The sequence below is a fragment of the Pantoea sp. DY-5 genome (assembly GCF_019795955.1).
Taxonomy (GTDB): domain Bacteria; phylum Pseudomonadota; class Gammaproteobacteria; order Enterobacterales; family Enterobacteriaceae; genus Pantoea; species Pantoea leporis.
The window spans coordinates 33413-58724 of record NZ_JAIMIE010000002.1; the positions used below are offsets into that span (position 1 = coordinate 33413).

25 protein-coding genes are annotated in these 25312 nt (G+C 54.7%); 4 read left to right on the forward strand and 21 right to left on the reverse strand.

Annotated features, from left to right (window positions below):
* Positions 1 to 16 precede the first annotated feature (16 nt).
* The 14 genes from K5Y30_RS08410 to cysG all read right to left on the reverse strand — a co-directional run bounded on the left by K5Y30_RS08410 (position 17) and on the right by cysG (position 12875).
* A complete protein-coding gene (locus tag K5Y30_RS08410) occupies positions 17 to 1324 on the reverse strand; it encodes an MFS transporter (protein ID WP_222210969.1) in 1308 nt (435 codons plus the stop codon).
* 370 nt (positions 1325 to 1694) lie between these two features.
* Positions 1695 to 2693, reverse strand: a complete 999-nt coding sequence (rpoS, locus tag K5Y30_RS08415; protein WP_007893257.1) for an RNA polymerase sigma factor RpoS — start codon at positions 2691 to 2693, stop codon at positions 1695 to 1697.
* A 48-nt stretch (positions 2694 to 2741) separates the two neighbouring features.
* A complete protein-coding gene (nlpD, locus tag K5Y30_RS08420) occupies positions 2742 to 3857 on the reverse strand; it encodes a murein hydrolase activator NlpD (RefSeq protein WP_222185584.1) in 1116 nt (371 codons plus the stop codon).
* Between the two features lie 172 nt (positions 3858 to 4029).
* Entirely contained in the window at positions 4030 to 4656 is a 627-nt protein-coding gene (locus tag K5Y30_RS08425; protein WP_008104533.1) for a protein-L-isoaspartate(D-aspartate) O-methyltransferase, read from the reverse strand.
* Complete coding sequence (surE, locus tag K5Y30_RS08430) at positions 4650 to 5411, reverse strand: 5'/3'-nucleotidase SurE (RefSeq protein ID WP_222210970.1); 762 nt, start codon at positions 5409 to 5411, stop codon at positions 4650 to 4652. Before surE ends, K5Y30_RS08425 begins: the two co-directional genes overlap by 7 nt.
* Positions 5392 to 6435, reverse strand: coding sequence for a tRNA pseudouridine(13) synthase TruD (truD, locus tag K5Y30_RS08435; RefSeq protein ID WP_222210972.1), 1044 nt, complete (start codon positions 6433 to 6435; stop codon positions 5392 to 5394). The genes surE and truD overlap by 20 nt, the downstream gene beginning before the upstream one ends.
* A complete protein-coding gene (ispF, locus tag K5Y30_RS08440; protein WP_061719965.1) occupies positions 6432 to 6914 on the reverse strand; it encodes a 2-C-methyl-D-erythritol 2,4-cyclodiphosphate synthase in 483 nt (160 codons plus the stop codon). The genes truD and ispF overlap by 4 nt, the downstream gene beginning before the upstream one ends.
* Complete coding sequence (gene ispD, locus K5Y30_RS08445; RefSeq protein ID WP_137386339.1) at positions 6914 to 7630, reverse strand: 2-C-methyl-D-erythritol 4-phosphate cytidylyltransferase; 717 nt, start codon at positions 7628 to 7630, stop codon at positions 6914 to 6916. The genes ispF and ispD overlap by 1 nt, the downstream gene beginning before the upstream one ends.
* 3 nt (positions 7631 to 7633) lie before the next feature.
* Complete coding sequence (ftsB, locus tag K5Y30_RS08450; protein ID WP_101762604.1) at positions 7634 to 7951, reverse strand: cell division protein FtsB; 318 nt, start codon at positions 7949 to 7951, stop codon at positions 7634 to 7636.
* Positions 7952 to 8122: 171 nt separating this feature from the next.
* Complete coding sequence (locus K5Y30_RS08455; protein ID WP_222185581.1) at positions 8123 to 8443, reverse strand: DUF3561 family protein; 321 nt, start codon at positions 8441 to 8443, stop codon at positions 8123 to 8125.
* 55 nt (positions 8444 to 8498) lie between these two features.
* Complete coding sequence (gene cysC / locus K5Y30_RS08460; protein WP_008104549.1) at positions 8499 to 9104, reverse strand: adenylyl-sulfate kinase; 606 nt, start codon at positions 9102 to 9104, stop codon at positions 8499 to 8501.
* A complete protein-coding gene (cysN, locus tag K5Y30_RS08465) occupies positions 9104 to 10531 on the reverse strand; it encodes a sulfate adenylyltransferase subunit CysN (RefSeq protein WP_222210974.1) in 1428 nt (475 codons plus the stop codon). The genes cysC and cysN overlap by 1 nt, the downstream gene beginning before the upstream one ends.
* A gap of 10 nt (positions 10532 to 10541) precedes the next feature.
* Positions 10542 to 11450: a sulfate adenylyltransferase subunit CysD gene (cysD, locus tag K5Y30_RS08470; RefSeq protein WP_007893231.1), complete on the reverse strand. Its 909-nt coding sequence runs from the start codon at positions 11448 to 11450 to the stop codon at positions 10542 to 10544.
* A gap of 9 nt (positions 11451 to 11459) precedes the next feature.
* Complete coding sequence (cysG, locus tag K5Y30_RS08475) at positions 11460 to 12875, reverse strand: siroheme synthase CysG (RefSeq protein WP_101762601.1); 1416 nt, start codon at positions 12873 to 12875, stop codon at positions 11460 to 11462.
* Positions 12876 to 13123: 248 nt separating this feature from the next.
* Between cysG and K5Y30_RS08480 the strand changes: the two genes are divergently transcribed.
* Together K5Y30_RS08480 and K5Y30_RS08485 are read left to right on the forward strand one after the other, a co-directional pair.
* Positions 13124 to 14146, forward strand: coding sequence for an aminopeptidase (locus K5Y30_RS08480; RefSeq protein WP_222210976.1), 1023 nt, complete (start codon positions 13124 to 13126; stop codon positions 14144 to 14146).
* Positions 14147 to 14155: 9 nt separating this feature from the next.
* On the forward strand, positions 14156 to 14440 hold the full coding sequence (locus K5Y30_RS08485) for a YciI family protein (protein WP_137386343.1): 285 nt from the start codon (positions 14156 to 14158) through the stop codon (positions 14438 to 14440).
* A 225-nt stretch (positions 14441 to 14665) separates the two neighbouring features.
* Here K5Y30_RS08485 and K5Y30_RS08490 read toward each other — a convergent pair whose 3' ends face one another.
* The 3 genes from K5Y30_RS08490 to cysJ are packed head-to-tail and all read right to left on the reverse strand — an operon-like array spanning position 14666 to position 18923.
* A complete protein-coding gene (locus tag K5Y30_RS08490) occupies positions 14666 to 15400 on the reverse strand; it encodes a phosphoadenylyl-sulfate reductase (RefSeq protein ID WP_222210978.1) in 735 nt (244 codons plus the stop codon).
* On the reverse strand, positions 15397 to 17121 hold the full coding sequence (gene cysI, locus K5Y30_RS08495; RefSeq protein ID WP_101762597.1) for an assimilatory sulfite reductase (NADPH) hemoprotein subunit: 1725 nt from the start codon (positions 17119 to 17121) through the stop codon (positions 15397 to 15399). The genes K5Y30_RS08490 and cysI overlap by 4 nt, the downstream gene beginning before the upstream one ends.
* Positions 17121 to 18923 carry an NADPH-dependent assimilatory sulfite reductase flavoprotein subunit gene (gene cysJ, locus K5Y30_RS08500; RefSeq protein ID WP_222210980.1) on the reverse strand — a complete coding sequence of 601 codons (1803 nt, stop codon included), beginning with the start codon at positions 18921 to 18923 and terminating at the stop codon, positions 17121 to 17123. The genes cysI and cysJ overlap by 1 nt, the downstream gene beginning before the upstream one ends.
* A 294-nt stretch (positions 18924 to 19217) precedes the next feature.
* On the opposite strand from cysJ, the gene queD reads away from it, so the two are divergent.
* Both queD and K5Y30_RS08510 read left to right on the forward strand, forming a co-directional pair.
* Positions 19218 to 19580, forward strand: a complete 363-nt coding sequence (gene queD / locus K5Y30_RS08505) for a 6-carboxytetrahydropterin synthase QueD (RefSeq protein ID WP_155726973.1) — start codon at positions 19218 to 19220, stop codon at positions 19578 to 19580.
* Positions 19581 to 19709: 129 nt separating this feature from the next.
* On the forward strand, positions 19710 to 20309 hold the full coding sequence (locus tag K5Y30_RS08510) for an inorganic diphosphatase (protein ID WP_222210982.1): 600 nt from the start codon (positions 19710 to 19712) through the stop codon (positions 20307 to 20309).
* An 83-nt stretch (positions 20310 to 20392) separates the two neighbouring features.
* On the opposite strand, the gene queE is transcribed toward K5Y30_RS08510, so the two are convergent.
* From queE to mazG, 4 genes are all read right to left on the reverse strand, one after another.
* On the reverse strand, positions 20393 to 21064 hold the full coding sequence (gene queE, locus K5Y30_RS08515) for a 7-carboxy-7-deazaguanine synthase QueE (protein ID WP_110868307.1): 672 nt from the start codon (positions 21062 to 21064) through the stop codon (positions 20393 to 20395).
* Between the two features lie 149 nt (positions 21065 to 21213).
* Positions 21214 to 22512, reverse strand: coding sequence for a phosphopyruvate hydratase (gene eno, locus K5Y30_RS08520; protein WP_101762594.1), 1299 nt, complete (start codon positions 22510 to 22512; stop codon positions 21214 to 21216).
* A 75-nt stretch (positions 22513 to 22587) separates the two neighbouring features.
* Positions 22588 to 24225, reverse strand: a complete 1638-nt coding sequence (gene pyrG / locus K5Y30_RS08525; protein WP_007891723.1) for a glutamine hydrolyzing CTP synthase — start codon at positions 24223 to 24225, stop codon at positions 22588 to 22590.
* Between the two features lie 241 nt (positions 24226 to 24466).
* Positions 24467 to 25258 (reverse strand): nucleoside triphosphate pyrophosphohydrolase, encoded by a 792-nt coding sequence (mazG, locus tag K5Y30_RS08530; protein ID WP_222185576.1) that lies wholly within the window; start codon positions 25256 to 25258, stop codon positions 24467 to 24469.
* Positions 25259 to 25312 lie beyond the last annotated feature (54 nt).

Sequence of the window (25312 nt, forward strand, 5' to 3'; positions counted from 1 at the left end):
TTTTCATTGGGGGTATTTATTCGGATTCGCTGGCCGTGGTCTTGAAAGGAGCGTTACGCTCTATTTTTGGTTGGGGATCACGAATAAAGAATGTCATGACGCCGCCAGCAAAATAGAGAACGGAGAAAGTAATAATCACGTGCTTGATTTCAAATGACAGGCCGAACATTAGTGCGGCAACCGCCGGACCAATTAGATTACCGAAACCACCCCCCAGATTTTGCACCGAAACCGCAGCGCCTTTATGCTGCGGCGCCAGCATCGGGAAAATCGCCCCCATTGGCACAAAGGAGGTGAGCGTTAAGGCTAATAACAGCGCGCAGACAATGGCTAACGTCAGATTACCTGGGAAAAATGAGGGTAAAAAATAGAAAGCGGCAGTGGTAATCGTGCATCCGAAGAAACCAAACCAGCGCATCTGAAAAATCCAGCCAATACGATCGCCAATAATGCCCCAAAGCACATTGGTTATTGGTTGAACCAGGAAAAATACGCCCCAGATAGTCGCCCACTCTTTAGTAGAAAATCCTAATTCACGGGTGAAATAGATCGGCATAAATACCGGCAGGCCAAATAATGCCACATTACATAAGATGCGTGTTATCAGCGCAAAGAACATACTGCGGTCTTCGAAGATCAAGGTTATTCCGCGCGATATTTCGCGTAATTTTTCTTTGTGACTGACGCCGTCACTATTTAGATTATGTTCATTCTTATTTTTTACCATGAGCAATATAATTACACCGCCCACCGCAGCAAACAGCAGTGAAAGCCAAAGCGTATTGATGAACCCAATTTCAGGCACCAGAAGGCCGGAGAGGAAGGAAGCTGTAATGCCATAACCAATGGTAAACATCGACCATATCCAGCCGGTTGCGGAGGCAAGTCGATGCTCAGGCGTGCGCTGCACTACTAATACATAGAATCCATAAAAGAACAGCGGATAAGCGAAGCCGCGCAACGTATAACTCACCAACATCCAGGTAAAGTTATTTTCACTTACGCCAAAATAAACAAATACGGCATGTAACACCATCCACCAAATAGCGCCGGTGAGCATAATTTTCTTCGGACCATAAATTTCACTGACGGCACCGGAAAGCCAACTTGAAACTGCGGCCGTTAACGCATAAGCGGTGAAAACTAATGAAACTTGTTTTTCTCCATAGCCGAGATCGTAGAGATATCGGGAGAGATGAGCCAGTTCGATGCCATCGCCGGTCATGAAGGTGGCCATCGCAATATATCCCCATAGCAGAGATATTGGCATTCCGAAAACCACTCTGGAGTATTGTGACTTTGTACTGCTGCTTTGCACACGCATTGTTTTTCTCACTCCCTTTTAGTTATTCATTGCTTGAATATCCTGGTGATACAGCGAGCAAGAAAATGGCATAGCACTGTGTTAAAAACTTTTATCAGAGTGACACGGAGAAAGGAAATAAGGCAAAATTGCAAAGAAAGTCGTGCGCAACATTACAATTCTCTAAATGAGAGCAAGATAAATTGAGCATTTATTAGATGTTTAATTAACATCTAATGGATTTAGTTTACGTTTATCTATTTAGGTGAGGATTTAAGTGATAGCGTTAAAAGATTTTACTTCGATGAATTAACAAGTGCTGTCTGCATATTTTAACCAATAAAAAAGCGGTGGTTTTCACCACCGCTTCTTGTATTAACCACGTATTCTGTTATTCACGAAACAGTGCTTCGATGTTCAAACCTTGCGTCTGCAGAATCTCACGCAGACGACGCAGTCCTTCCACCTGAATCTGACGTACGCGTTCACGGGTCAACCCGATTTCACGACCGACATCTTCAAGCGTTGCCGCTTCGTAGCCTAACAGGCCGAAACGACGCGCCAGCACTTCACGCTGCTTGGCATTCAGTTCAAACAACCACTTAACGATGCTCTGTTTCATATCATCGTCTTGCGTGGTGTCTTCCGGACCGTTGTCTTTCTCATCGGCCAGGATATCCAGCAGCGCTTTTTCGGAATCGCCACCCAAAGGTGTATCGACCGAGGTAATGCGCTCATTGAGACGCAGCATACGGCTCACGTCGTCAACAGGCTTGTCTAGCTGCTCGGCAATCTCTTCAGCACTTGGCTCATGATCAAGCTTGTGCGAAAGTTCACGCGCGGTACGCAGGTAAACATTTAACTCTTTAACGATGTGAATTGGCAGACGGATGGTACGGGTTTGATTCATAATCGCCCGTTCAATTGTCTGACGAATCCACCACGTGGCGTAAGTTGAGAAACGGAACCCACGTTCTGGGTCAAACTTCTCTACGGCGCGAATCAAGCCGAGATTACCCTCTTCAATCAGATCCAGCAGCGCCAGACCACGATTGCTATAACGACGGGCAATCTTTACTACCAAGCGTAAGTTACTTTCAATCATGCGGCGGCGAGATGGAATGTCACCCCGCAGTGCACGGCGCGCAAAGAAGACTTCTTCTTCTGCCGTCAGCAGCGGTGAATAACCAATCTCTCCGAGGTAAAGCTGCGTCGCATCCAAAACGCGTTGCGTCGCACCCTGTGACAACAGCTCTTCTTCCGCTACGTCGTTGTTATCACCAGGTTCGTTCTCAACGAGAGCCTTCTCATCAAAAACCTCAGCTCCGTTGTTTTCCTCGAATTCCGCATCTTCATGTAAATCGTTAACTTTCAGCGTATTCTGGTTCATTAGCGGCTCCTACCCGTGATCCAAGGGCAGAACCAAGGTTCTGCCGGATTATCGCTGCGGTAAATAACGCAACGGGTTTACGGATTTCCCCTTGTAACGAATTTCAAAGTGCAATCGTACTGAACTGGTACCGGTGCTACCCATAGTAGCGATTTTTTGCCCCGCCTTAACTTCCTGTTGTTCCCGGACCAGCATAGAGTCGTTGTGGGCGTAGGCGCTCAGGTAGTCATCATTGTGTTTGATGATGATTAAATTACCGTACCCACGGAGCGCGTTGCCTGCGTACACCACTCTTCCCGAAGCTGTGGCGACAACAGGTTGTCCACGCGAACCGGCGATATCGACCCCTTTATTTCCGCCTTCCGCAGCGGAGAAGTTATCGATGATCTTCCCATCAGTCGGCCAACGCCAGCTTCCCACTGGAGTTGTGCTATTAGTCGTGCTGCTGACTGTAGGTGGTGCGACAACCGGAGCTGTGGTCGTTGCCACATTATTTGCTCCTTTCGACGGCAGCAATTTGCTACCCGACGAATTACCCGAATCATCAGAATACGTAATAACAGGTTGCTGTGCAACAGGGGTGGATTTAATTTGCGTCTGGCTCGGTGTAACTGGCACGCCGCCCTGCGTTGCATCGGCTACAGTAATCGCGTTTCCGCCGGTAATGGTCTGGCCGTTACCGTTGCCAACCTGCAGCGTTTGCCCGGCGTTCAAGCCATACGGGGCTGCGATGTTGTTTCGCTGTGCCAGATCGCGGAAATCGTTGCCGGTAATCCAGGCAATGTAGAACAAGGTATCGCCACGTTTTACGGTATAGGTTTCACCACCGTAGCTACCTTTAGGAATATTCCCATAATTGCGATTGTACACAATGCGACCATTTTCCGTGGCCACATTGTTATTGTCACTTACCATTCCACCTGACGGTTGTGTCGATGGTGTGCCTCCGCTTAACATTCCGCCACGTGGCATCGCGGGCACAGCGCTGTTTTGCGAAGAGATCATGCCGCCGCCTGGGGCTGAAGCCATACCGCTATCGCCGCTATTACCACCAATCTGGCTAATGGGTGCCTGTGTATTATCGCCAGAACTACAGCCCGCCAGCCAAAAACCTACCAAAGAAAGTGCCGCCAAACGGCGTAATTGAAATGCTGTGCTTCCCATGCTCACTGATCCCCCGTGATGGCAACCCTGAATATAAATGTGTAACGGCGTTAACCGCATTATCCACTGCGCGTAACGTTAAAAACGGTTTTTAGCATTGATAAACAAGGATAGTAACAATATCAACTGTGCCGTGCCATGTAACAGTTGTGAAGAATTGCGTAATGATGTCCTAGGCCAGATCGCCCTGAACCAACGGCACAAAGCGCACGGGTTCGATGATTTCTTCAATCAATTCATCGCCCTGACGACGCAAACGCTTCAACACCTGCTGATCCTCGCCAACCGGCAGGACCATTTTGCCGCCGTCACCTAATTGCGCTATCAGCAAAGTCGGAATTTCAGGCGGTGCGGCGGTCACGATAATGGCATCAAACGGACCACGCGTCGCCCAGCCCTGCCAGCCATCGCCATGCCGGGTAGAGATATTATGCAGATCAAGTTGCTTGAGGCGACGCTTAGCCTGCCACTGCAAGCCCTTGATGCGTTCGACGGAATAAACATGATTAACCAGATGCGCCAGAATCGCGGTCTGATAGCCAGAGCCGGTGCCGATTTCCAGCACGCGCGATTCCGGCGTGAGCTCTAACAAGGCGGTCATGCGCGCCACCATGTAAGGCTGAGAGATGGTCTGGCCGTTGCCAATCGGCAGCGCAACGTTTTCCCACGCTTTATGCTCAAACGCCTCATCGATAAAACGCTCACGAGGCACATCGGCAATGGCTTTCAGCAGGTGTTCATCATGAATGCCCTGCGCGCGCAGCTGCTCCAAAAGCGTTTCGATGCGGCGATTCACCATGCGAGTTTTACCTCTGCCTGGGTTAGCCAGTCACTCAATACTTCTTGTGCCGCATGCGCGGTCAAATCCACATGCAGCGCGGTCAACGAAACGTAGCCCGCATCCACCGCCGCGAAATCGGTATCCGGGCCTGCATCCAGCTTTTGCCCCGGCGGGCCAATCCAGTAAAGCGGCTGGCCGCGCGGGTCTTCGGTGCAGATAACCTGATCGGCGGGATGGCGGCTGCCGCAGCGGGTCACGCGGAAACCTTTGATCTCCGCTAACGGCAAATCAGGCACGTTGATATTAAGAATACGGCCGGTACGCAGCGGAGCGCGCGACAGCGCACGTAACAGCGTACAAGTGATGGATGCGGCGGTGTCGTAATGCTGATGTCCATTGAGTGAAACAGCGAGCGCAGGCAAGCCAAGATGGCGCCCTTCCATTGCCGCAGCGACGGTACCGGAGTAAATCACATCGTCGCCAAGATTTGGACCGGCGTTGATGCCGGAAACCACGATGTCGGGCCGCGGCTGCATCAGCTTGTTCACGCCGAGGAACACGCAGTCGGTCGGCGTGCCCGTCTGCACCGCGATATCGCCGTTTTCGTGCGTAAAGGTACGCAGCGGCGTCTCCAGCGTGAGCGAGTTTGATGCGCCGCTACGATTGCGATCGGGCGCGACAACCTGCACCTCGGCAAACTCACGTAAAGCACGCGCCAGCGTCTGAATTCCCGGCGCATGAATTCCATCATCGTTACTCAGCAATATCCGCATCGTTACCTTCTTGTTGGAGAAGCTCACGCACCACGCTGGTGGCAAAACTGCCGGCGGGCAGCCAGAACTGCATCTCCAGCGTCACATCGTCCCACCATTCCCAGCGCAGATCCTTTGGCACCACCAGCATTGCACGACGCGCGGCATCAACGCGCTCGCGCTCAAGCAGTGTAATCAATTCTTCTGCGCCTGCCAGGCTCTGCTGCTCAAAAAGCAGCGCATCGCCTTGTGGACCCGGATCGCCGCGACCTGGCAGTGGCGCAGTGATGCGCAGTTGGTGATTATCAACACGCTGCTGTACGTCAGGCAACTCTTCCGCCTGCGCCACAAACCAGCTGCCGCGACCGGCCAGCTGCACCGCATCGCCTACCTGAACCACATCCAGAGCGCCATCACGCTGCAAACGCGCGCTGGTCACCTGATTAAACAGATGACTGCGGGTCGCTGACAACAGCAAACCTTTCATATTGCGATCGCGCGGACGGAATGTATCCTTCGCCCACTGTTTCGCCTGCGTCAGGTTGTTGCCGCCGCGACCAAAGCGCTGCTCACCAAAGTAGTTCGGCACGCCGCGCTGTTGAATCTGCTGCAAACGTGTGTCGACTTCACGGCGATCGGAGATCTGACGCACCACTAAGCGGAACGCATTGCCCGCCAGCGCGCCGGTACGCAGTTTGCGTTTGTGGCGAATCACCTGCAGGATTTCAACGCCTTCCAGCTGGAATCCCGCCAGATTCGGCATACCATTGCCGGGCACGCGGAAACACAGCGTTTGCTCGGTGACTGCATGACGATCTTTCATGCCGGCATAGCTAAGGTCACGCACCGGCACGCCGAGAAATTTGGCGATGGCTTCAGCGACAAAGCGCGTATTGCAGCCAATTTTACGGATGCGCACCAACAGCTGTTCACCTTCGCCATCATAGGGATAGCCAAGATCTTCAATCACCACGAAATCTTCGGGATTGGCTTTGATGACGCCGGTGGCAGTCGGCACGCCGTGCAGGTAATGCAGTTCACTCATGCCTGATCGGCCTTTATCAGCAGCGCAACCGCTTCACAGGCAATGCCTTCGCCACGCCCGGTAAAGCCCAGCTTTTCGGTGGTGGTGGCTTTGACGTTGACGTCATCCATATGGCAACCGAGATCTTCGGCGATATTGACGCGCATCTGCGGCACATGCGGCAACATTTTCGGTGCCTGCGCAATGATGGTCACATCGACGTTACCGATGCGATAGCCTTTCAGCTGAATCCGACGCCAGGCTTCGCGCAGCAAACCGCGGCTGTCAGCGCCTTTAAACGCCGGATCGGTATCCGGGAACAACTTGCCGATATCGCCCATCGCCACCGCGCCGAGCAATGCATCCGTCAACGCATGCAGCGCCACATCACCATCAGAATGGGCAATAAAACCGTGTTCGAAGGGAATACGCACCCCGCCAATCACTAACGGACCTTCGCCGCCAAAAGCGTGAACGTCAAAACCGTGACCGATACGCATCATGCGCTCTCCTGTAACTGAATCTGGGTAAGATAGAAGGCCGCCAGCGCCAGATCTTCTGGCCGCGTCACCTTAATATTGTCGCTGCGTCCACTCACCAATTCCGGGTGATAACCGCAATACTCCAGCGCCGACGCTTCATCGGTAATGGTAGCGCCTTCATGGAGTGCGCGCGTCAGGCAAGCGGTGAGCAGTTGATGCGGGAAAAATTGCGGCGTTAACGCGTGCCATAAATCCTCGCGTTCAACGGTGTGGGCGATGGCGGTTTTGCCCGGTTCGGCGCGTTTCATGGTGTCGCGCACCGGCGCCGCCAGAATTCCGCCAACCTTGCTGTACTCACGTACCGCCAGCAGGCGTGCTAAATCGTCCGGATGCAGGCAAGGACGCGCGGCGTCATGCACCAGCACCCATTCGCTGTGGTGAATGGCGTTTAAGCCCGCCAGCACCGATTCGGCGCGCGTGTCGCCACCGGTCACGCGGAGAATACGGGAATCCTGCGCCAGCGGCAGTGAATCGAACCAGCCATCATCATTGCTGACCGGCACAATCACCTGTTTTACCGCAGGATGTGCCAGCAGACGTGCGACGCTGTGTTCAAGAAGGGTGAATTGACCAATGGTCAGATACTGTTTTGGGCAGGCAGCCTGCATTCGGCTGCCCACACCTGCGGCGGGCACCACGGCAATCACATCCGCAAGGATCGGGCGCTTGTTCATGGCTTATCGTTGTTGATTTTGCGCAGCTTGTTGCGCGTTACGTTTGTTCTGGTCTGGCACCAGACGATAGAAAGTCTCACCGGGCTTAATCATGCCCAGTTCATTACGTGCGCGTTCTTCGATCGCTTCAGAGCCGCCATTGAGATCGTCAATTTCGGCGAATAGCTGATCGTTACGCGCTTTAAGCTTGGCGTTATTCGCCTGTTGTGTCGCGACGTCTTCGTTGACGCGCGTATAGTCATGAATACCGTTCTTACCCAGCCACAGGGAATATTGAAGCCATCCCAGCAGCACGAGTAGCAGTAACGTCAGTTTTCCCATCCCCGCCCCCTGAAAAACGGCCCAATCATCCCATAACTTGACGCTGGACTCCACTGCGACGGCGAAAATGCCGCGCACGGGCGTTTAGCCGTGCAAATAATGCCAGAGTGGGAGGCGAGACGGCAGGTAAAGTTTTGTAACCTGCCGATGCGTTTGCACATCAGCTGGGCGTTACCAACCGGAGAGAAATGAGAACAGCAGCCAGAACAAGCACACCACCACAATCGCCGTGGCGATCCCGCTCAAGAATAAGTGAGTGCGGATCATCAGGCTGAGCACGATACCAATCAGTACCGAAACCGGCAGCAGCGCGAGGAAGAATGGCCAGGTGTAGAGGAAGAAGAACAGCGTGTTGGAGCCGTAGAGCATGAACGGAATCGCCAGTGCGCACCAGTACGAGAGAAAGCCAAACACGCCGCCCGGCAGTGATGAGCGAGACTCATCCGGGGTGCGTTCATCTTTACGGGCTAGCATGGGCGTTACGTTCTGCATAGAGATCCTGTTGACGCTAAGCGCGGCAAACCCAAAGGGATTTGCCGCTGTCGGTTCAGGATCTGATGATATCGCGGTGACGCAGCAGGTCTAACAATTGGCCGGCGAGTTTTGTAACCAATTGTTCGCCATCAAGGTGGATTTCCGGGGCGTCTGGCGCCTCGTAAACGCTATCGATACCGGTGAAATTGCGCAGCTCACCGGCACGGGCTTTTTTGTATAAACCTTTGGGATCGCGCGCTTCGCACACGGCCAACGGCGTATCGACAAACACTTCGATAAACTGCCCTTCAGCCAGCAGATCGCGCACCATGTTGCGTTCCGCGCGATGTGGCGAGATAAATGCGGTCAGCACTACTAAACCGGCATCGACCATCAGTTTCGCCACTTCGCCGACGCGACGAATGTTCTCTTTACGATCGTCATCGCTGAAGCCGAGGTCACGGCACAAACCGTGACGCACATTGTCGCCATCCAGCAGATAGGTGTTCACACCGGCCCGATGCAGCGCCTGCTCCAGCGCGCCGGCCACGGTGGATTTCCCGGACCCGGAAAGCCCGGTGAACCACAGCACCACGCCTTGATGGCCGTGCTGCTGTTCGCGCTCCTCGCGCGTTACCGGATGATCGTGCCACACCACGTTTTCATCGTGTTGCGCCATTACTTGCCACCCAGCAGATCGCGCGCGTTCCAGTGTGGGAAGTGACGACGCACCAGCGCGTTCAGCTCCAGCTCGAAATCGCTGAACTGACCCGCTTGCGCACGCACATCGGTCAGTGGCTGATTGATCATGCCCGCGCCAACCGTCACGTTGCTCAGACGATCGATAAAGATCATGCCGCCGGTCACCGGATTCTGGCGATACGCGTCCAGCACCATCGGTTCGTCAAAGGTCAGTTCGACCAGGCCAATGCCGTTAAGCGGCAGACTGTCCACGGTGCGCTTCTCCAGCGAGTTGATCTCCACCTGATGGATCACTTTCTCAACGCGCGCGCGGGTTTTCTTACCGGCGATCTTCACTTCGTAACTTTGCCCAGGCTGCAGCGGCTGTTCCGCCATCCACACCACGTCAACGGTGGCGGATTGCACCGCTTGCAGATCGGCTTCTGCATCCACCAGCAGATCGCCACGACTGATGTCGATCTCATCTTTCAGCACCAGCGTAATCGCTTCACCGGCACCCGCTTCAGGCAGGTCGCCATCGAAGGTGACGATGCGCGAGATGGTCGATTCCACGCCCGATGGCAGTACTTTCACGCGCTGACCGACGTTGACCACACCCGAAGCCAGCGTACCGGCATAACCACGGAAATCGAGGTTAGGACGGTTCACATACTGCACCGGGAAACGCATTGGCTGATGATCCACCACGCGGTTCAGTTCAACGGTTTCTAATACGTCGAGCAGCGTTGGGCCGCTGTACCACGGCATGGTGACGCTGGGCGTTGCCACGTTATCGCCTTCCAGCGCCGACATCGGCACAAAGCGAATATCAAGGTCTTCCGGCAGCTGCGCGGCGAAATCGAGGTAATCCTGTTTGATCTGCTCGAAGGTCTCTTGCTTGTACTCCACCAGATCCATCTTGTTGATGGCGACCACCAGATGCTTGATGCCCAGCAGCGTGGAGATAAAACTGTGACGACGCGTCTGATCCAGCACGCCTTTACGCGCATCGATCAGCAGGATCGCCAAATCGCAGGTCGATGCACCGGTCGCCATGTTGCGGGTGTACTGCTCGTGTCCCGGCGTGTCGGCAATAATAAATTTGCGCTTCTCAGTGGAGAAATAGCGATACGCCACATCAATGGTGATGCCCTGCTCGCGCTCGGCCTGCAAGCCATCAACCAGTAACGCGAGATCCAGCTTCTCACCCTGCGTCCCGTGACGTTTGCTGTCGTTGTGCAGCGAGGAGAGCTGGTCTTCATAAATTTGACGCGTGTCGTGCAGCAGGCGACCAATCAGCGTACTTTTGCCGTCGTCGACGCTACCGCAGGTCAGGAAACGCAGCAGGCTTTTATGTTGTTGCGCGGTCAGCCAGGCTTCTACGCCGCCCTGATCGGCAATCTGTTGTGCAATAACGGTATTCATCTGCGTCTCCTTAGAAATAACCCTGACGTTTCTTCATTTCCATCGAACCGGCCTGGTCGCGGTCAATCACGCGTCCCTGGCGTTCACTGGTGGTGGAGACCAGCATCTCTTCAATAATTTCCGGCAGCGTCTGCGCCTCGGATTCCACCGCGCCGGTCAGCGGCCAGCAGCCGAGCGTACGGAAACGCACCATGCGCTGCTTGATCACTTCACCTGGCTGCAGATCGATACGGTCGTCATCGATCATCATCAGCATGCCATCACGCTCCAGCACCGGACGCGGCGCGGCGAGGTAGAGCGGCACGATCTCGATATTCTCGAGGAAGATGTACTGCCAGATATCCAGCTCGGTCCAGTTGGAGAGCGGAAACACGCGGATGCTTTCGCCTTTGTTGATCTGGCCGTTATAGTTGTGCCACAGCTCAGGACGCTGGTTTTTCGGGTCCCAGCGGTGGAAGCGATCGCGGAAGGAGTAGATACGCTCTTTCGCGCGCGACTTCTCTTCATCACGACGTGCGCCGCCAAATGCCGCATCAAAACCGTATTTGTTCAGCGCCTGCTTCAGGCCTTCGGTTTTCATGATGTCGGTGTGCTTGGCGCTGCCGTGCACGAATGGGTTGATGCCCATCGCCACGCCTTCCGGGTTGCGATGCACCAGCAGCTCCGCGCCCATCGCTTTCACGGTGCGATCGCGGAACTCGTACATTTCACGGAATTTCCAGCCGGTATCAACATGCAGCAGCGGAAACGGCAGCGTGCCCGGATAGAAGGCTTTACGCGCCAGATGCAGCATTACCGAGGAGTCTTTACCGATGGAGTACATCATCACCGGATTGCTGAACTCGGCCGCCACCTCGCGGATGATATGGATACTCTCTGCCTCCAGCTGGCGCAGATGAGTAAGTCGATTTTGGTCCATAATTTTTCCTCAAGCCAAATTGACAACGGCGGACTCGCGAGCCCCCTGCTGTGCCGAATGTTGGAACCAGGCCAATTGCCCGTGCAAATTTACGACTTCGCCAATCACTAACAGTGCTGGCGTGGGCGCGGCCGCAGCCAGCGCCTCCAGTTGATCCAATGTGCCGGTCAGCACCTGCTGATCCTGACGCGTACCGCGCCCAATCACCGCCACCGGCGTGGAGGCGGCGCGGCCATGTTCGATAAGCCCGGCAGCGATTTCCGCCGCTTTCACCGTGCCCATATAAATCGCTAAGGTTTGACGTGCGCGCGCCAGCGACGGCCAATCAATGCCGTCGCCATCCGCGCGACAGTGGCCGGTAATAAACAGCACGCTCTGCGCGTGGTCGCGATGGGTCAGTGGAATACCGGCATAGGCGGTTGCGCCTGCTGCAGCGGTGATGCCCGGCACCACCTGGAACGGAATGCCCGCGGCCTGCGCCGCCTGCAGCTCTTCGCCACCGCGGCCAAAAATAAACGGATCGCCGCCTTTCAGGCGCACCACGCGTTTACCCTGTTGTGCCAGCGTCACCAGCATCTGATTGGTCTCTTCCTGCGGCACCGAATGCGCACCGGCGCGTTTGCCGACGCAGATGCGGTCGGCATCGCGCCGCACCAGCTCAAGCACTTCGTCGCTGACCAGATGGTCATACAGCACCACATCGGCCAGCTGCATCACCTGCAAGCCACGCAGCGTCAGCAAACCGCTGTCGCCTGGACCGGCGCCTACCAGCGTAATTTCGCCCTGATTGTCGCTATCGTTTTCCAGTTCGTGATCCAGCGTGCGCCGCGCTTCATGGACGTTACCCGCCGCCATCTGGCTGGCGAACAGACCGTTAAAGGCGCGCTCCCAGAAGCGACGGCGGTCAGACATGCGGTGATAGCGCTGCTTCACCTTGTCGCGCCACTGCCCGGCCACTTCCGCCATCTGCCCGAGATTGGCCGGCAGTAACGCTTCAATTTTTTCACGCAGCAGACGCGCTAACACCGGCGCGGTGCCACTGGAGGAGATCGCCACCACCAGCGGTGAACGATCGACAATCGACGGGAAGATAAAGCTGCACTTCGGCTGATCGTCCACCACGTTCACCAGCTTGTGGCGCGCATTGGCGGCATCGAACACCTGCGCGTTAAGCGCGTTGTCATCGGTAGCGGCAATCACGAGGAACACGCCATCCAGCTGCGCCGGATCAAAGCGGTGGGCAATCCATTCAATCGCCTCAATTTCCAGCAGCGCCTGCAGCTCATGACCGAGTTCGCGCGCGGCGACCAGCACGCGCGCACCGGCACGCCTCAGCAGTTCTATTTTGCGCGCCGCGATGTCGCCACCGCCGACAACCAGCACCGGACGGCTTTTGAGATCGGCAAAGAGAGGCAGATAATCCACGTTAACCTTGCTAGTTTTACAATAAGTTAACGCGACTATACGTCCCGCCCTTCCAGCAGATGAAATTACGAATTGGAATGAGTAGTTACCGAATGGAATAACGACCCAGGATTGCTGATAACATTTTGTGCTTAACAAATGATATTGCTGGTGTTTCGGAGCAAATCAAATTGTGCAAGTGTCGTCACAGTTTCATACTAAGTCGGAATTTTTTTAGCACGACCGGATGTCAGAAAAGGACGCTAACTATGTTTGCCACTCTCCGCCGCACTGTGCTGGCCGCACTGCTCGCGGGCGGTTTGCCTTTCTTTGTTCAGGCTGCGAGCAACAACACGCCAGGACATTTTGCCGAACAGCAGCTTCGCCATATCGCCACCTACTTCCCCGGCCGCATGAGCGGCAGTCCCGCCGAGTTGCTGACTGCCGATTATCTGCAGCAGCAGTTCAGCCAACTGGGATATCAGAGTAATACCCGCCAGTTTAAAACCAGCTATAGCTGGCTGGAGAAAAAGGGCGAGAGCCGCACCCACAAAGTTACGGCTACGTCGGTGATTGCCGCGCGGGCCGGTGAAGTGCCGCAGGAGATCCTGATCGTTACGCATCTGGATACCTGGACGCCGCTCAGCCGCCACGAAGCCGATAAAAATCTCGGCGGCCTGCGTTTGCAGGGCGTGGATGACAATGCCTCCGGGCTTGGTGTGATGCTGGAGCTGGCGCAGGCGCTCAGCAAGACGCCACTGCACTACGGCGTGCGCTTTGTGGCGCTGAGCGCCGGTGAAGCGGGTTTGCACGGCATGGATGATTATCTGGCGCGCATGAGCGCGCAGGAGAAGAAGAACACGCTGCTGGTGATCGATCTGAATAGCCTGATTGTCGGCGATCATCTCTACTTTAATAGCGGCATGAATACGCCAGCGGCAGTGCGCAAACAGACCAGCGCGCGTGCCGTGCAGCTGGCGCACCGTTACGGTATCTCCGCCGCCAGCCACGCGATGACCGCACGCGATTATCCCGGCGTCAATCCGTTCGACAAAGCCGGCATGCCACTGATGGATGTCACCGCCGCCAACTGGACTCTAGGCAACAAAGATGGGCAGCAGCAGCGCGCGCGTTCCAGCCACTTCCCGGAAGGCAATGTGCGCCATCAAACCGAGCGCGATAACCTCAACTACCTCGATCACTGGCTGCCTGGCCGCATCACCCAGCGCACGCATGACAGCGTGAAGATTCTACTGCCGCTGCTGACCGAGCTTGCTAATCCGACAACCTGAGGATTCCCTATGTACGTGGTATATCTAGACTATTTTCGTCCGGTAGAAGAAGTGGAAGCGTTACTGGAACCGCACATTAGCTGGCTGGATCGCTATTTCGCTAACGGCGTGTTTATTGCGGCGGGACGCAAAGATCCGCGCACCGGCGGCGTGCTGTTGGTGAAGGATATTGATCGTGCGCGATTAGATACCATCCTGGCGGAAGATCCGTTTGTGGCGGTGGCGCATTATGAAGTGACGAAAGTGAATGTGACGCGTGCGGCGGAAGAGTTTGCGGGGTTGCAGGGGGTTTGATTGTGCTGGCAGTCCTCTACTCGATTGTGCTGGCTGTCCCCCATCCCGGCCTTCCCCCGCTAGCGGGGGAAGGAGATGCTGCCACATGCAGCTTCAGAACTAACATATGGCAGCATCTTCCTCCCCCATTTATGGGGGAGGACCGAGGAGGGGGAATGCGAGCACCAACCGAGGAGGAGGAAAGCGAGCACAAACCAAGGATGGGGGACAACGAGCACCTACCAATCAACCTTCATGCAACCCGCACTCGCGCTTCAGGCCGAAGAAGCGTGTCTCTTCCTCTGCCATGCCCGGTTCCCACTTTTTGGTGGTATGCGTATCGCCCACTGACAGATAACCTTCATCCCACAGCGGATGATATTTCAATCCATGTTGGGTCAGATACTGATGCACCTGACGGTTATCCCAATCAATGATCGGCAGAATCTTGAACACGCCGCGCTGCACCGCCAGCACCGGCAAACTGGCGCGACTGCCAGACTGATCGCGGCGCAGGCCAGCAAACCAGGTTTGCGCGCCCAGCGTTTCCAGCGCGCGGTTCATCGGTTCCACTTTGTTGATCTGGTTATACTGCTCAATCCCTTCGACGCCCTGCTCCCACAGTTTGCCGTAACGCGCTTCCTGCCATGCCGCTGAGGTCTCCGCACGGAAGATTTGCAGGTTGAGATTGAGCTTGTCGGTCAGCTCATCAATAAAGCGGTAAGTTTCCGGGAACAGATAACCGGTATCGGTCAGGATCACCGGAATGTCCGGCTTCTGCTGCGTCACCATATGCAGCAAAACCGCCGCCTGAATACCAAAGCTGGATGACAACACAAATGCGCCTGGCAGCTGTTCTAATGCCCAGCCCACGCGTTGTTCAGCGGAGAGTTTCTCCAGCTGCACGTTGCTTTCCGCCAGCGCCATGATGCGGTCAACTTTTGATGAACCATTCAGTGCTGCGAGATCGAATACCGTCATACTGCCTCCGAGTCCCAGAAATCACGGGCGGGATCAACCACGGCTTTAATAATGCCGGTGCGAATCACGAAGTCGCCGAAGCCTTCGTTGGCCTGACGCTCGGTTGCCCAGCGCGCCACCAGCTCATCAATGCTGGCGAGGATTTCGCCTTCGTTGATGTTCTCGCGGTACATGCGTGGAATGCGCGTACCTTCGCGGTTGCCGCCAATGTGTAAGTTGTAACGGCCCGGCGCTTTGCCCACCAGACCCAACTCCGCCAGCAAAGCACGGCCACAACCATTTGGGCAACCGGTAACGCGTAACACTATGTGCTCTTCGCCGACACCATGCTTATGCATGATCTCTTCCACTTTGGTCACGAACGACGGCAGGAAGCGCTCGGCTTCGGCCATCGCCAGCGGACAGGTCGGGAACGCCACACACGCCATCGAGTTCTCACGCTGCGGCGTGACCGCTTCCATCAAACCGTGTTCACGGGCGATGGCTTCGATCTGCGCTTTTTGCTTCTCCGGCACGCCAGCCACAATCAGGTTCTGGTTAGCCGTCAGACGGAAATCGCCCTGATGGATTTTGGCAATTTCGGCGATGCCGCGCTTCAGCGGACGGCCAGGATAATCCAGCAGACGGCCGTTCTCAATGAACAGCGTCAGGTGCCATTTCTCATCGATGCCTTTCACCCAGCCAACGCGATCGCCGCGCGAGGTGAACGCATACGGACGAATCGGTTCGAAGGTCAGACCGGCACGCTTTTCCACTTCCGCTTTGAAGGTTTCAACGCCGACGCGTTCCAACGTGTATTTGGTCTTGGCATTTTTACGATCGGTACGATTCCCCCAGTCGCGCTGCGTGGTGACCACCGCAGCCGCCACGTCGAGGATCTTCTCGACCGGCAGAAAGCCGAATTCGCTTGCGGTGCGCGCATACGTTGCTTTGTTGCCGTGATCAATCGACAAGCCACCGCCCACCAGCAGGTTAAAGCCAATCAGCTTGCCCTGCTCGGCGATGGCGATGAAGTTCAGGTCATTGGCGTGCAGATCGACATCGTTATGCGGCGGCACCACCACCGTGGTTTTGAATTTACGCGGCAGATAGGTTTCGCCAAGAATCGGCTCTTTATCGGTGGTCGCAACCTTCTCTTTGTCCCACCAGATTTCCGCGTAAGCGCGGGTTTGCGGCAGCAGATGCTCTGACAGCTTTTTCGCCCACTCGTACGCTTCCTGATGCAGCTCTGATTCCACCGGATTCGAGGTGCAAAGCACGTTACGGTTCACGTCGTTGGCGGTCGCCAGCGCATCCAGCCCGACTTCGTGCAGCATCTGGTGCGTCGGCTTGACGTTCTTCTTCAGAATGCCGTGAAACTGGAAGGTCTGGCGGTTGGTCAACCGGATGCTGCCATAAATGGTTTTATCGGTGGCGAATTTATCAATTGCCAGCCACTGCGTTGGCGTGATGATGCCGCCCGGCAGACGGCAACGCAGCATCATGGCGTGACGCGGTTCGAGTTTCTGCGCTACACGCTCGGCACGAATGTCGCGGTCATCCTGCTGGTACATACCGTGGAAACGGATCAGCAGGAAGTTGTCGCCGGTGAAGCCGCCGGTCAGGCCATCGTCGAGATCGTCGAGGATGGTGCCGCGCAGGTAGTTGCTCTGTTTTTTCAGACGCTCAGCGTCGACCAGCTTGCCTTCAACGACCAGCGGTCCAGGATGTTTTTCGCTCATTAGTAAACGTCTCGCTGATAACGGCGCTCAATGCGCAGCTCACTTAAAAATTCGTCAGCCGTTTCACGATCCATGCCGCCGTGTTCGACCACCACATCCAGTAATGCCTGCTCAACGTCTTTCGCCATACGATTGGCGTCGCCGCAGACGTAAAGGTGTGCGCCTTCCTGTAACCAGCTCCACACCTCCGCACCTTTGGCGCGGATCTTATCTTGTACGTAAACCTTCTCGGCCTGATCGCGCGACCATGCCAGATCAATATGGGTCAGCAGGCCATCTTTGACATACTTCTGCCACTCCACCTGATAGAGGAAATCATCGGTGAAATGCGGGTTACCGAAGAACAGCCAGTTTTTACCGCCTGCGCCATCGTTATCGCGCTGCTGCATAAAGGCGCGGAACGGCGCGATGCCGGTGCCCGGACCAATCATGATCACTGGCGTTTCCGGGTTAGCCGGTAAACGGAAGTTATCGTTGTGCTCGATGAAGACGCGAATTTCGCCATCCTCTTCGATACGATCCGCTAACCAGGTTGAGGCGCCGCCGCCGCGCTGACGACCGTCGATTTCAAAGCGCACCGCACCTACGGTGATGTGCACTTCGGTTTCGTTCTCCGCCTGCGATGAGGCGATGGAGTAGAGGCGCGGCGTCAGCGGACGCAGCAGGCCGGTTAATTGTTCGGCATTCAGTTCGGTCGGTGCCTGACGCACCATATCGACAATCGGGAAGCTCTGCGCATAACTCTGCAGCTTCGGCTTGTCACCGGCCAGCGCCAGCAGCGCATCATTGCGGGATAGCGCCGCATACTGTTCAACGATTTGTGGCGTGTTAACCGTCAGTTCGAAATGGGTTTTCAGCGCTTCGGCCAGCGGCAGGGTTTTGCCCTGCACCTCAACCTGCTCGTCACCTTTCAGCCACACCAGCTGCAGCAGTTCCTGCACCAGCTCGTCATCGTTTTCAAACCACACGCCGAGTGCGTCGCCCGGCTGGTAGCGCAGGCCAGAATCGCCAAGATCGATCTCAATGTGACGCACATCTTTATCCGAATCGCGTCCGGTGATCTTCTGGTTGGCCGCCAGGCTGGCCACCAGCGGCTCTTCTTTGGTGTACGGGCTGCTGTCGACCAGGTTAACGCTGCCCGCCGCGGTGATGGCGGCCTGTGCTGGCGATTCGCTCGGCACACGTGCCTTCAGAATCTCGGTGATCTGCTGACGCCAGGCGTTCGCCTGCTCTTTGTATTCAACATCGGCATCCACACGATCCAGCAGACGTTCTGCACCCAGCTCAGCCAGACGTTCATCAAAGTCTTTACCGGCTTTGCTGAAAAACTCATAAGAGGTATCGCCGAGACCGAATACCGCAAACGCTGTGCCTGCGAACTTCGGCGCTTTCTTCGACAGCAGGAATTTATGCAGCGCCACCGCCTCTTCCGGCGGCTCGCCCTCGCCTTGCGTGGAAGTCACCACCACCAGCAGCTTTTCCTGACCGATCTGCTTGAATTTATAATCGCCGGCGTTAACCAGATTGACGCTCAGCTTGGCAGCCAGCAGGTCATCACGCAGTTGCTCAGCCAGGCGACGCGCGTTACCGGTCTGCGAAGCGGAGATCAGCGTGATGGTCGGGGTTTCTGCCTGCACAGGCGCTGGCGCGGCAGCCGCACCCGGCGTCTGATTGACCATGCCCCAGAAATAGCCGGAGAGCCAGGCCATCTGAGTGGTGTTGAAATCCGTGGTCGCCGCTTGTAAGCGCGCGAGTTGCTCCGGTGATAACGGAAGCAGTGAACCTGGTGCCTGAGTCGTCATTGCGTTAAAAATTCCAGTGTCAGAAGTCCGGATCAATATGTTGCGAAAGAGTGCGTAGGTTACCGGGCTGTATATTAACGATTAAATACGCCTTCGACATATTAAATAACCAAAATGACTAAGTGGTTTTTCGGGTAAAGTTAACCAGCAAAAGTGGTAAATGAAGGCGATATGATTCAATGAGTTAATTAGGCGTTTTGCTGTCGGCATGGCGCAAAATGCCCTTTTCTTTGCCAGCGGGTGCGAAAAATCTGCAATTCAGGTAGACTTCAGCGGTTTTTAAGTCTGAGAGCCATTATGTCTACCACGTTATTTAAAGAGTTCCAGTTTGAATCTGCCCACCGCTTACCTCACGTGCCGGAAGGCCATAAATGTGGGCGTTTGCACGGCCATTCATTCCTGGTGCGATTAGAAATTACCGGCGAAGTGGATGCGCATACCGGTTGGGTGATGGATTTTGCCGAACTGAAGGCGAAGTTTAAGCCGCTGTATGAACGCCTCGATCATCACTATCTGAATGACATTCCAGGTCTGGAGAATCCTACCAGTGAAGTGCTGGCGAAATGGATTTGGGATCAGATGAAGCCGATTCTGCCGGAATTGAGCGCGGTGATGATTAAAGAGACCTGCACCGCCGGCTGTATCTACAAAGGTTAATTCTGTTTTCGGGCTGCGCTAGTGCAGCCTGACTTTCCTGCTATACGCTTCTTTACCTACTCTTCATCCCACTGTCATCTGCCGCCTCTACGTTGTTGTCTCCTTCATTAAAGATCAAGAGAATCAACAATGAACCTGGTAAAGCGCCTTACCCTTATTGCAGTTTTGATTTCCGCCTCTGCCGCCGTTCAGGCGCAAAATATTCTCGATTTTCCGCAACCGGATAAAGTGCCGGATGAGTTCTTTGCCGTAACGGAAATTCCAGCGGGCGGCATGATCAAATATGAAACCGACGCCAAAACCGGCTTTATTTTTGCAGACCGTTTCCAATCAATGCCGGTTGCCTATCCTGCGAACTATGGCTCGCTGACCCAGTCGCTGGCGGGAGATGGTGATCCTCTGGATGTGATTTTCTATACCCGCGCGCCGCTGCAACCGGGCACGTTGATCAAACTCCGTCCGATTGGCGTGCTGAAAATGATTGATGGCGGCGAAAAGGACGACAAAATCGTCGCCGTACCAACCAGCAAAATCGACCCGACCTACGACGACATTCAAGAGATGAGCGACCTGCCGAAGATCGAGCAGGAGCGTTTGCAGGCATTCTTCCGCGTATATAAGCAGTTGCCAGATGGTCGTAAGAAAGTTGAGCTGAACGGTTTTGAAGATGCGGCGAAAGCCAAAACTGAAATCAAACAGGCGTTTGATGCCTATAAAGCGAAGCAGTAAATGTTGCGGTCGCCATGAATGGCGACCCTACGATTATATGGCGCGGTTTTCGTAGGGTGCGCATTTATGCGCACCGAGCCCAATCAGGCGATATTCAGATATTTGTGCGTCTGCATCGAAAGACGCCAGTTGCGGGCGATACAGGTTTCAATACAGAGTTTAGTTGCTGCATCACCACGGCTGATCGGTTGCAGTGCCACAATGCGCTTTTTATCGTCGTGTAATCCTGCCAGCAACGCATCTAACGCTTCCACATCACGTTCACGCGCCACCGGATGTTTAATCTCATCTGCACGCTGCAGTGCCTGCGGTAAAACATCATAGCCACCGCGCATGTTCACCTTGGGTGAAACCGTCACCCATGTTGCGTCGGAACACTGCACGTCGTGCGTGCCGCTGGTTTCGATCTGGCAGGCAAAACCCGCCGCTTCTAATTGTTCCGTCAAAGGGCGCAGATCAAAAATCGCCGGTTCGCCGCCGGTGATCACCACATGACGTGCGGTCCAGCCCTGACGTTGGATGGTGTCGATCAACATGGCCGCATCGGCGCTGCCCCACGCATCGCTTTCCACGGTTTTGACCAGAATATCACCCAGCGAGGTCTCCCGATCCGCCCGCTTTTCCCAGGTATGTTTGGTATCACACCAGCTACAGCCCACCGGACATCCTTGTAAGCGGATGAACAGCGCCGGAACACCGGTGTAAAAACCTTCGCCCTGCAGCGTCTGGAACATTTCGTTAATCGGGTAGAACATTATTTACTCACGTCTAAAATTTGAGGGGCAGATTATGGCAGATCTTATGCGCCAGGTCACAGCTGCTTCGTGCCAAATAAAAGCAAAAGCCCCGCACAAGGCGGGGCTTCATTCAGACGATGCTGCCCGCAGGCAGCATACTCAGGCGATTACGCCTGGCCTTTAACTTCTTTCAGACCGTTGAACGGTGCTTTGCTGCCCAGCGCTTCTTCGATACGAATCAGCTGGTTGTACTTAGCAACACGGTCAGAACGGCTCATAGAACCGGTTTTGATCTGGCCAGCCGCCGTACCTACCGCCAGGTCAGCGATGGTTGCATCTTCGGTTTCACCTGAACGGTGTGAAATCACCGCGGTGTAACCAGCATCTTTCGCCATCTTGATTGCAGCCAGAGTTTCGGTCAGTGAACCGATCTGGTTGAATTTGATCAGGATGGAGTTAGCGATGCCTTTATCGATACCTTCTTTCAGGATCTTGGTGTTAGTTACGAACAGATCGTCACCCACCAGCTGGATTTTGTCGCCCAGCACTTTGGTCTGGTAGGCGAAACCAGTCCAGTCAGATTCATCCAGACCATCTTCGATAGAAACGATTGGGTATTGTTTGGTCAGGTCTTCCAGGAAGTGGGTGAACTCTTCTGAAGAGAAGGCTTTGTTGCCTTCGCCAGCCAGCACATATTTGCCGTCTTTGTAGAATTCAGATGCCGCGCAGTCCATCGCCAGGGTGATGTCTTTGCCCAATTCGTAGCCTGCTGCTTTTACCGCTTCAGCGATAACAGCCAGCGCTTCGGCGTTAGAACCCAGGTTTGGCGCGTAGCCACCTTCGTCACCAACTGCAGTGCTCATGCCTTTAGACTTCAGCACTTTCGCCAGGTGATGGAAGACTTCAGAACCCATGCGAATCGCTTCTTTCAGGGTTGGCGCGCCAACTGGCTGAATCATAAATTCCTGGATGTCGACGTTGTTGTCGGCGTGCTCACCACCGTTGATGATGTTCATCATTGGCAGCGGCATAGAGTATTTGCCTGGGGTGCCGTTCAGTTCAGCGATGTGTGCGTACAGCGGCAGGCCTTTAGAGGCAGCAGCAGCTTTAGCAGCAGCCAGTGAAACCGCCAGAATGGCGTTAGCACCGAAGTTAGATTTGTTCTCAGTACCGTCCAGCTCGATCATGATCTTATCGATGTTCGCCTGGTCTTTGGCATCTTTACCGGTTACAGCGTTAGCGATTGGACCGTTAACAGCCGCAACCGCTTTGGTTACGCCTTTGCCCAGGAAACGAGATTTGTCACCGTCACGCAGCTCCAGAGCTTCACGAGAACCGGTTGATGCACCTGATGGCGCAGCAGCCAGACCAACGAAACCGCCTTCCAGATGCACTTCTGCTTCTACAGTTGGGTTGCCACGGGAGTCGATGATTTCGCGACCGATGACTTTTACGATTTTGGACATTCGATTTTCCTCAGTACAAGTTAGTCAATCCTAAGACAAACAACGCGCGAAAAGTTCGCGCGTTGTTCGTGAAACTTACTTCGCTAAACGCTTCTGGTGTTCCTGCGCGGCTTTCACAAAGCCAGCGAACAGCGGATGACCATCGCGTGGTGTCGACGTGAATTCCGGGTGGAACTGACAGGCAACAAACCACGGGTGGTTCGGGATCTCAATGATCTCAACCAGCTGATCGTCGCCAGAACGACCGGCAATATGCAGACCCGCCGCTTCAATCGGCTTCAGCAACATATTGTTTACTTCGTAACGATGACGGTGGCGTTCGGTAATGATTTCAGAACCGTACAACTGACGCACTTTGCTTTCCGGCGTCAACTGGCACTGCTGGCTGCCCAGACGCATGGTGCCGCCCAGATCGCTCTGCTCAGTACGCTGTTCAACGTTGCCCTCTTCGTCACGCCATTCGGTGATAAGCGCAACCACCGGATACTTACAGTCTGGCACAAATTCCGTAGAGTTCGCGCCTTCCATACCGGCAACGTTGCGGGCGAATTCCATCAGCGCAACCTGCATGCCCAGGCAAATTCCCAGGTAAGGCACGTTGTTCTCACGGGCGTATTGCGCCGTCATCATTTTGCCTTCCACACCGCGGTAGCCGAAGCCGCCAGGGATCAGAATAGCATCCAGATCTTTCAGTAATTCGACACCGCGCGTTTCAACATCCTGCGAGTCGATCAATTTGATATTCACGGTAACGCGATTTTTCAGTCCACCGTGTTTCAAGGCTTCAATCACTGACTTGTACGCATCCGGCAGTTCGACATATTTGCCGACCATACCGATGGTCACTTCGCCGCCCGGATTGGCTTCTTCGTAAATAACCTGTTCCCATTCGGCCAGGTTCGCTTCCGGCGCGTTCAGATTGAAACGCTTGCAGATGTAATCATCCAGACCTTGCGATTTCAGCATGCCTGGAATCTTGTAGATGGAATCCACATCTTTCAGGGAAATAACCGCTTTTTCTGGCACGTTACAGAACAGCGCGATTTTAGCGCGTTCATTCGCCGGCACCGCGCGGTCAGAACGGCAGATCAGCACGTCTGGCTGAATCCCGATCGACAGCAGCTCTTTCACTGAATGCTGGGTTGGCTTGGTTTTCACTTCGCCTGCGGCCGCCATATATGGCACCAGCGTCAGGTGCATATACATAGTGTGTTCACGACCGACATCGACCGCCATCTGGCGAATCGCTTCGAGGAACGGCAGAGATTCGATATCACCCACGGTACCGCCGATCTCGACCAGAACCACGTCATGACCTTCGCCGCCTTCAATAATGCGTTCTTTGATGGCGTTGGTGATGTGTGGAATAACCTGAATCGTGGCGCCCAGATAGTCACCGCGACGCTCTTTGCGCAGCACTTCTGAATAGATACGACCGGTGGTAAAGTTGTTACGGCGCGACATTTTAGTGCGGATGAAGCGCTCGTAGTGACCTAAATCCAGATCGGTTTCGGCCCCATCATCGGTAACAAATACTTCACCGTGCTGCGTTGGGCTCATGGTACCCGGATCGACGTTGATGTACGGATCGAGTTTCATGATGGTCACATTCAGACCACGTGCTTCAAGGATGGCTGCGAGGGAGGCTGCGGCAATGCCTTTGCCCAGAGAGGAAACGACCCCGCCGGTCACAAAAATATAATTCGTTGTCATGCTGAACCTGAGAGTTTAGGTTTAAAGACGGTGGAATAACCAAGACGGGAAAATAGTATACTTGAAGTCGTCTTAAGCCACAATTGATGAATCACACCATCGTCCTCCACAGGTAAGCCGGTAACATAGCGGATAGCATGGTGCGAAATGTTGATGTACGTCACAAAGTCGCCGCAAGGCTGAATCGAGTAAGCTCAAGCGGCGAATTTATGCGCAGCGCTGGAATAATCGCCAGATTCGCTTACTGTTTGTTCTCTTTCACTTTCACCTGCTGCCAGGCGGCTTCCATTTGATCCAAGGTAGCATCGCTCATGGCTAACCCATGTGAGGCGATGATGGCTTCAACTTCGCGGAAGCGGCGCTCAAATTTATCGTTGGCTTTCTGCAACGCGACTTCCGCTTTGCTGCCTAAATGGCGCGACAAATTGACGGTCGCGAACAGCAAATCACCGATCTCCTCTTCCAGCTTGTCATTATCCACCACCGCTTGCTGCGCTTCGTGCATCACTTCATCTATCTCTTCATGCACTTTATCCAGCACCGGGCCGATATTATTCCAGTCGAAGCCCACCGTGCTGCAACGCTTCTGAATTTTGTGCGCGCGCATCAATGCCGGCAGCGCTTTAGGAATGTCGTCCAGCGCGGAGTGCTGCGATTTTTCTGCGCGTTCGCTGTGCTTGATGGCTTCCCAGTTTTTCAGCACTTCTTCGCTGGTTGCAGCCTGAACATCGCCAAAAATGTGCGGATGACGGCGCTCAAGTTTGTCGCTGATGGCGTTGCAGATGTCATTGAAATTAAAGCGCTGCTGCTCATCGGCCATCTGCGCGTAGAACACCACCTGAAACAGCAGATCGCCAAGTTCACCGCGCAGATCGGCAAAATCTTCACGCTGGATGGCATCGATCACTTCGTAGGTCTCTTCCAGCGTATAAGGCGCGATCGAGGCGAAGGTTTGCTGACGATCCCACGGGCAGCCGCGCTCCGGGTCGCGCAAGGTTTGCATGATGGTGAGCAGGCGATTTAAGGGCGTCATAAAAGGATCCTTTGGGAAAATTTTGGCAGAGACTGCGCCGGTTACACATACGGC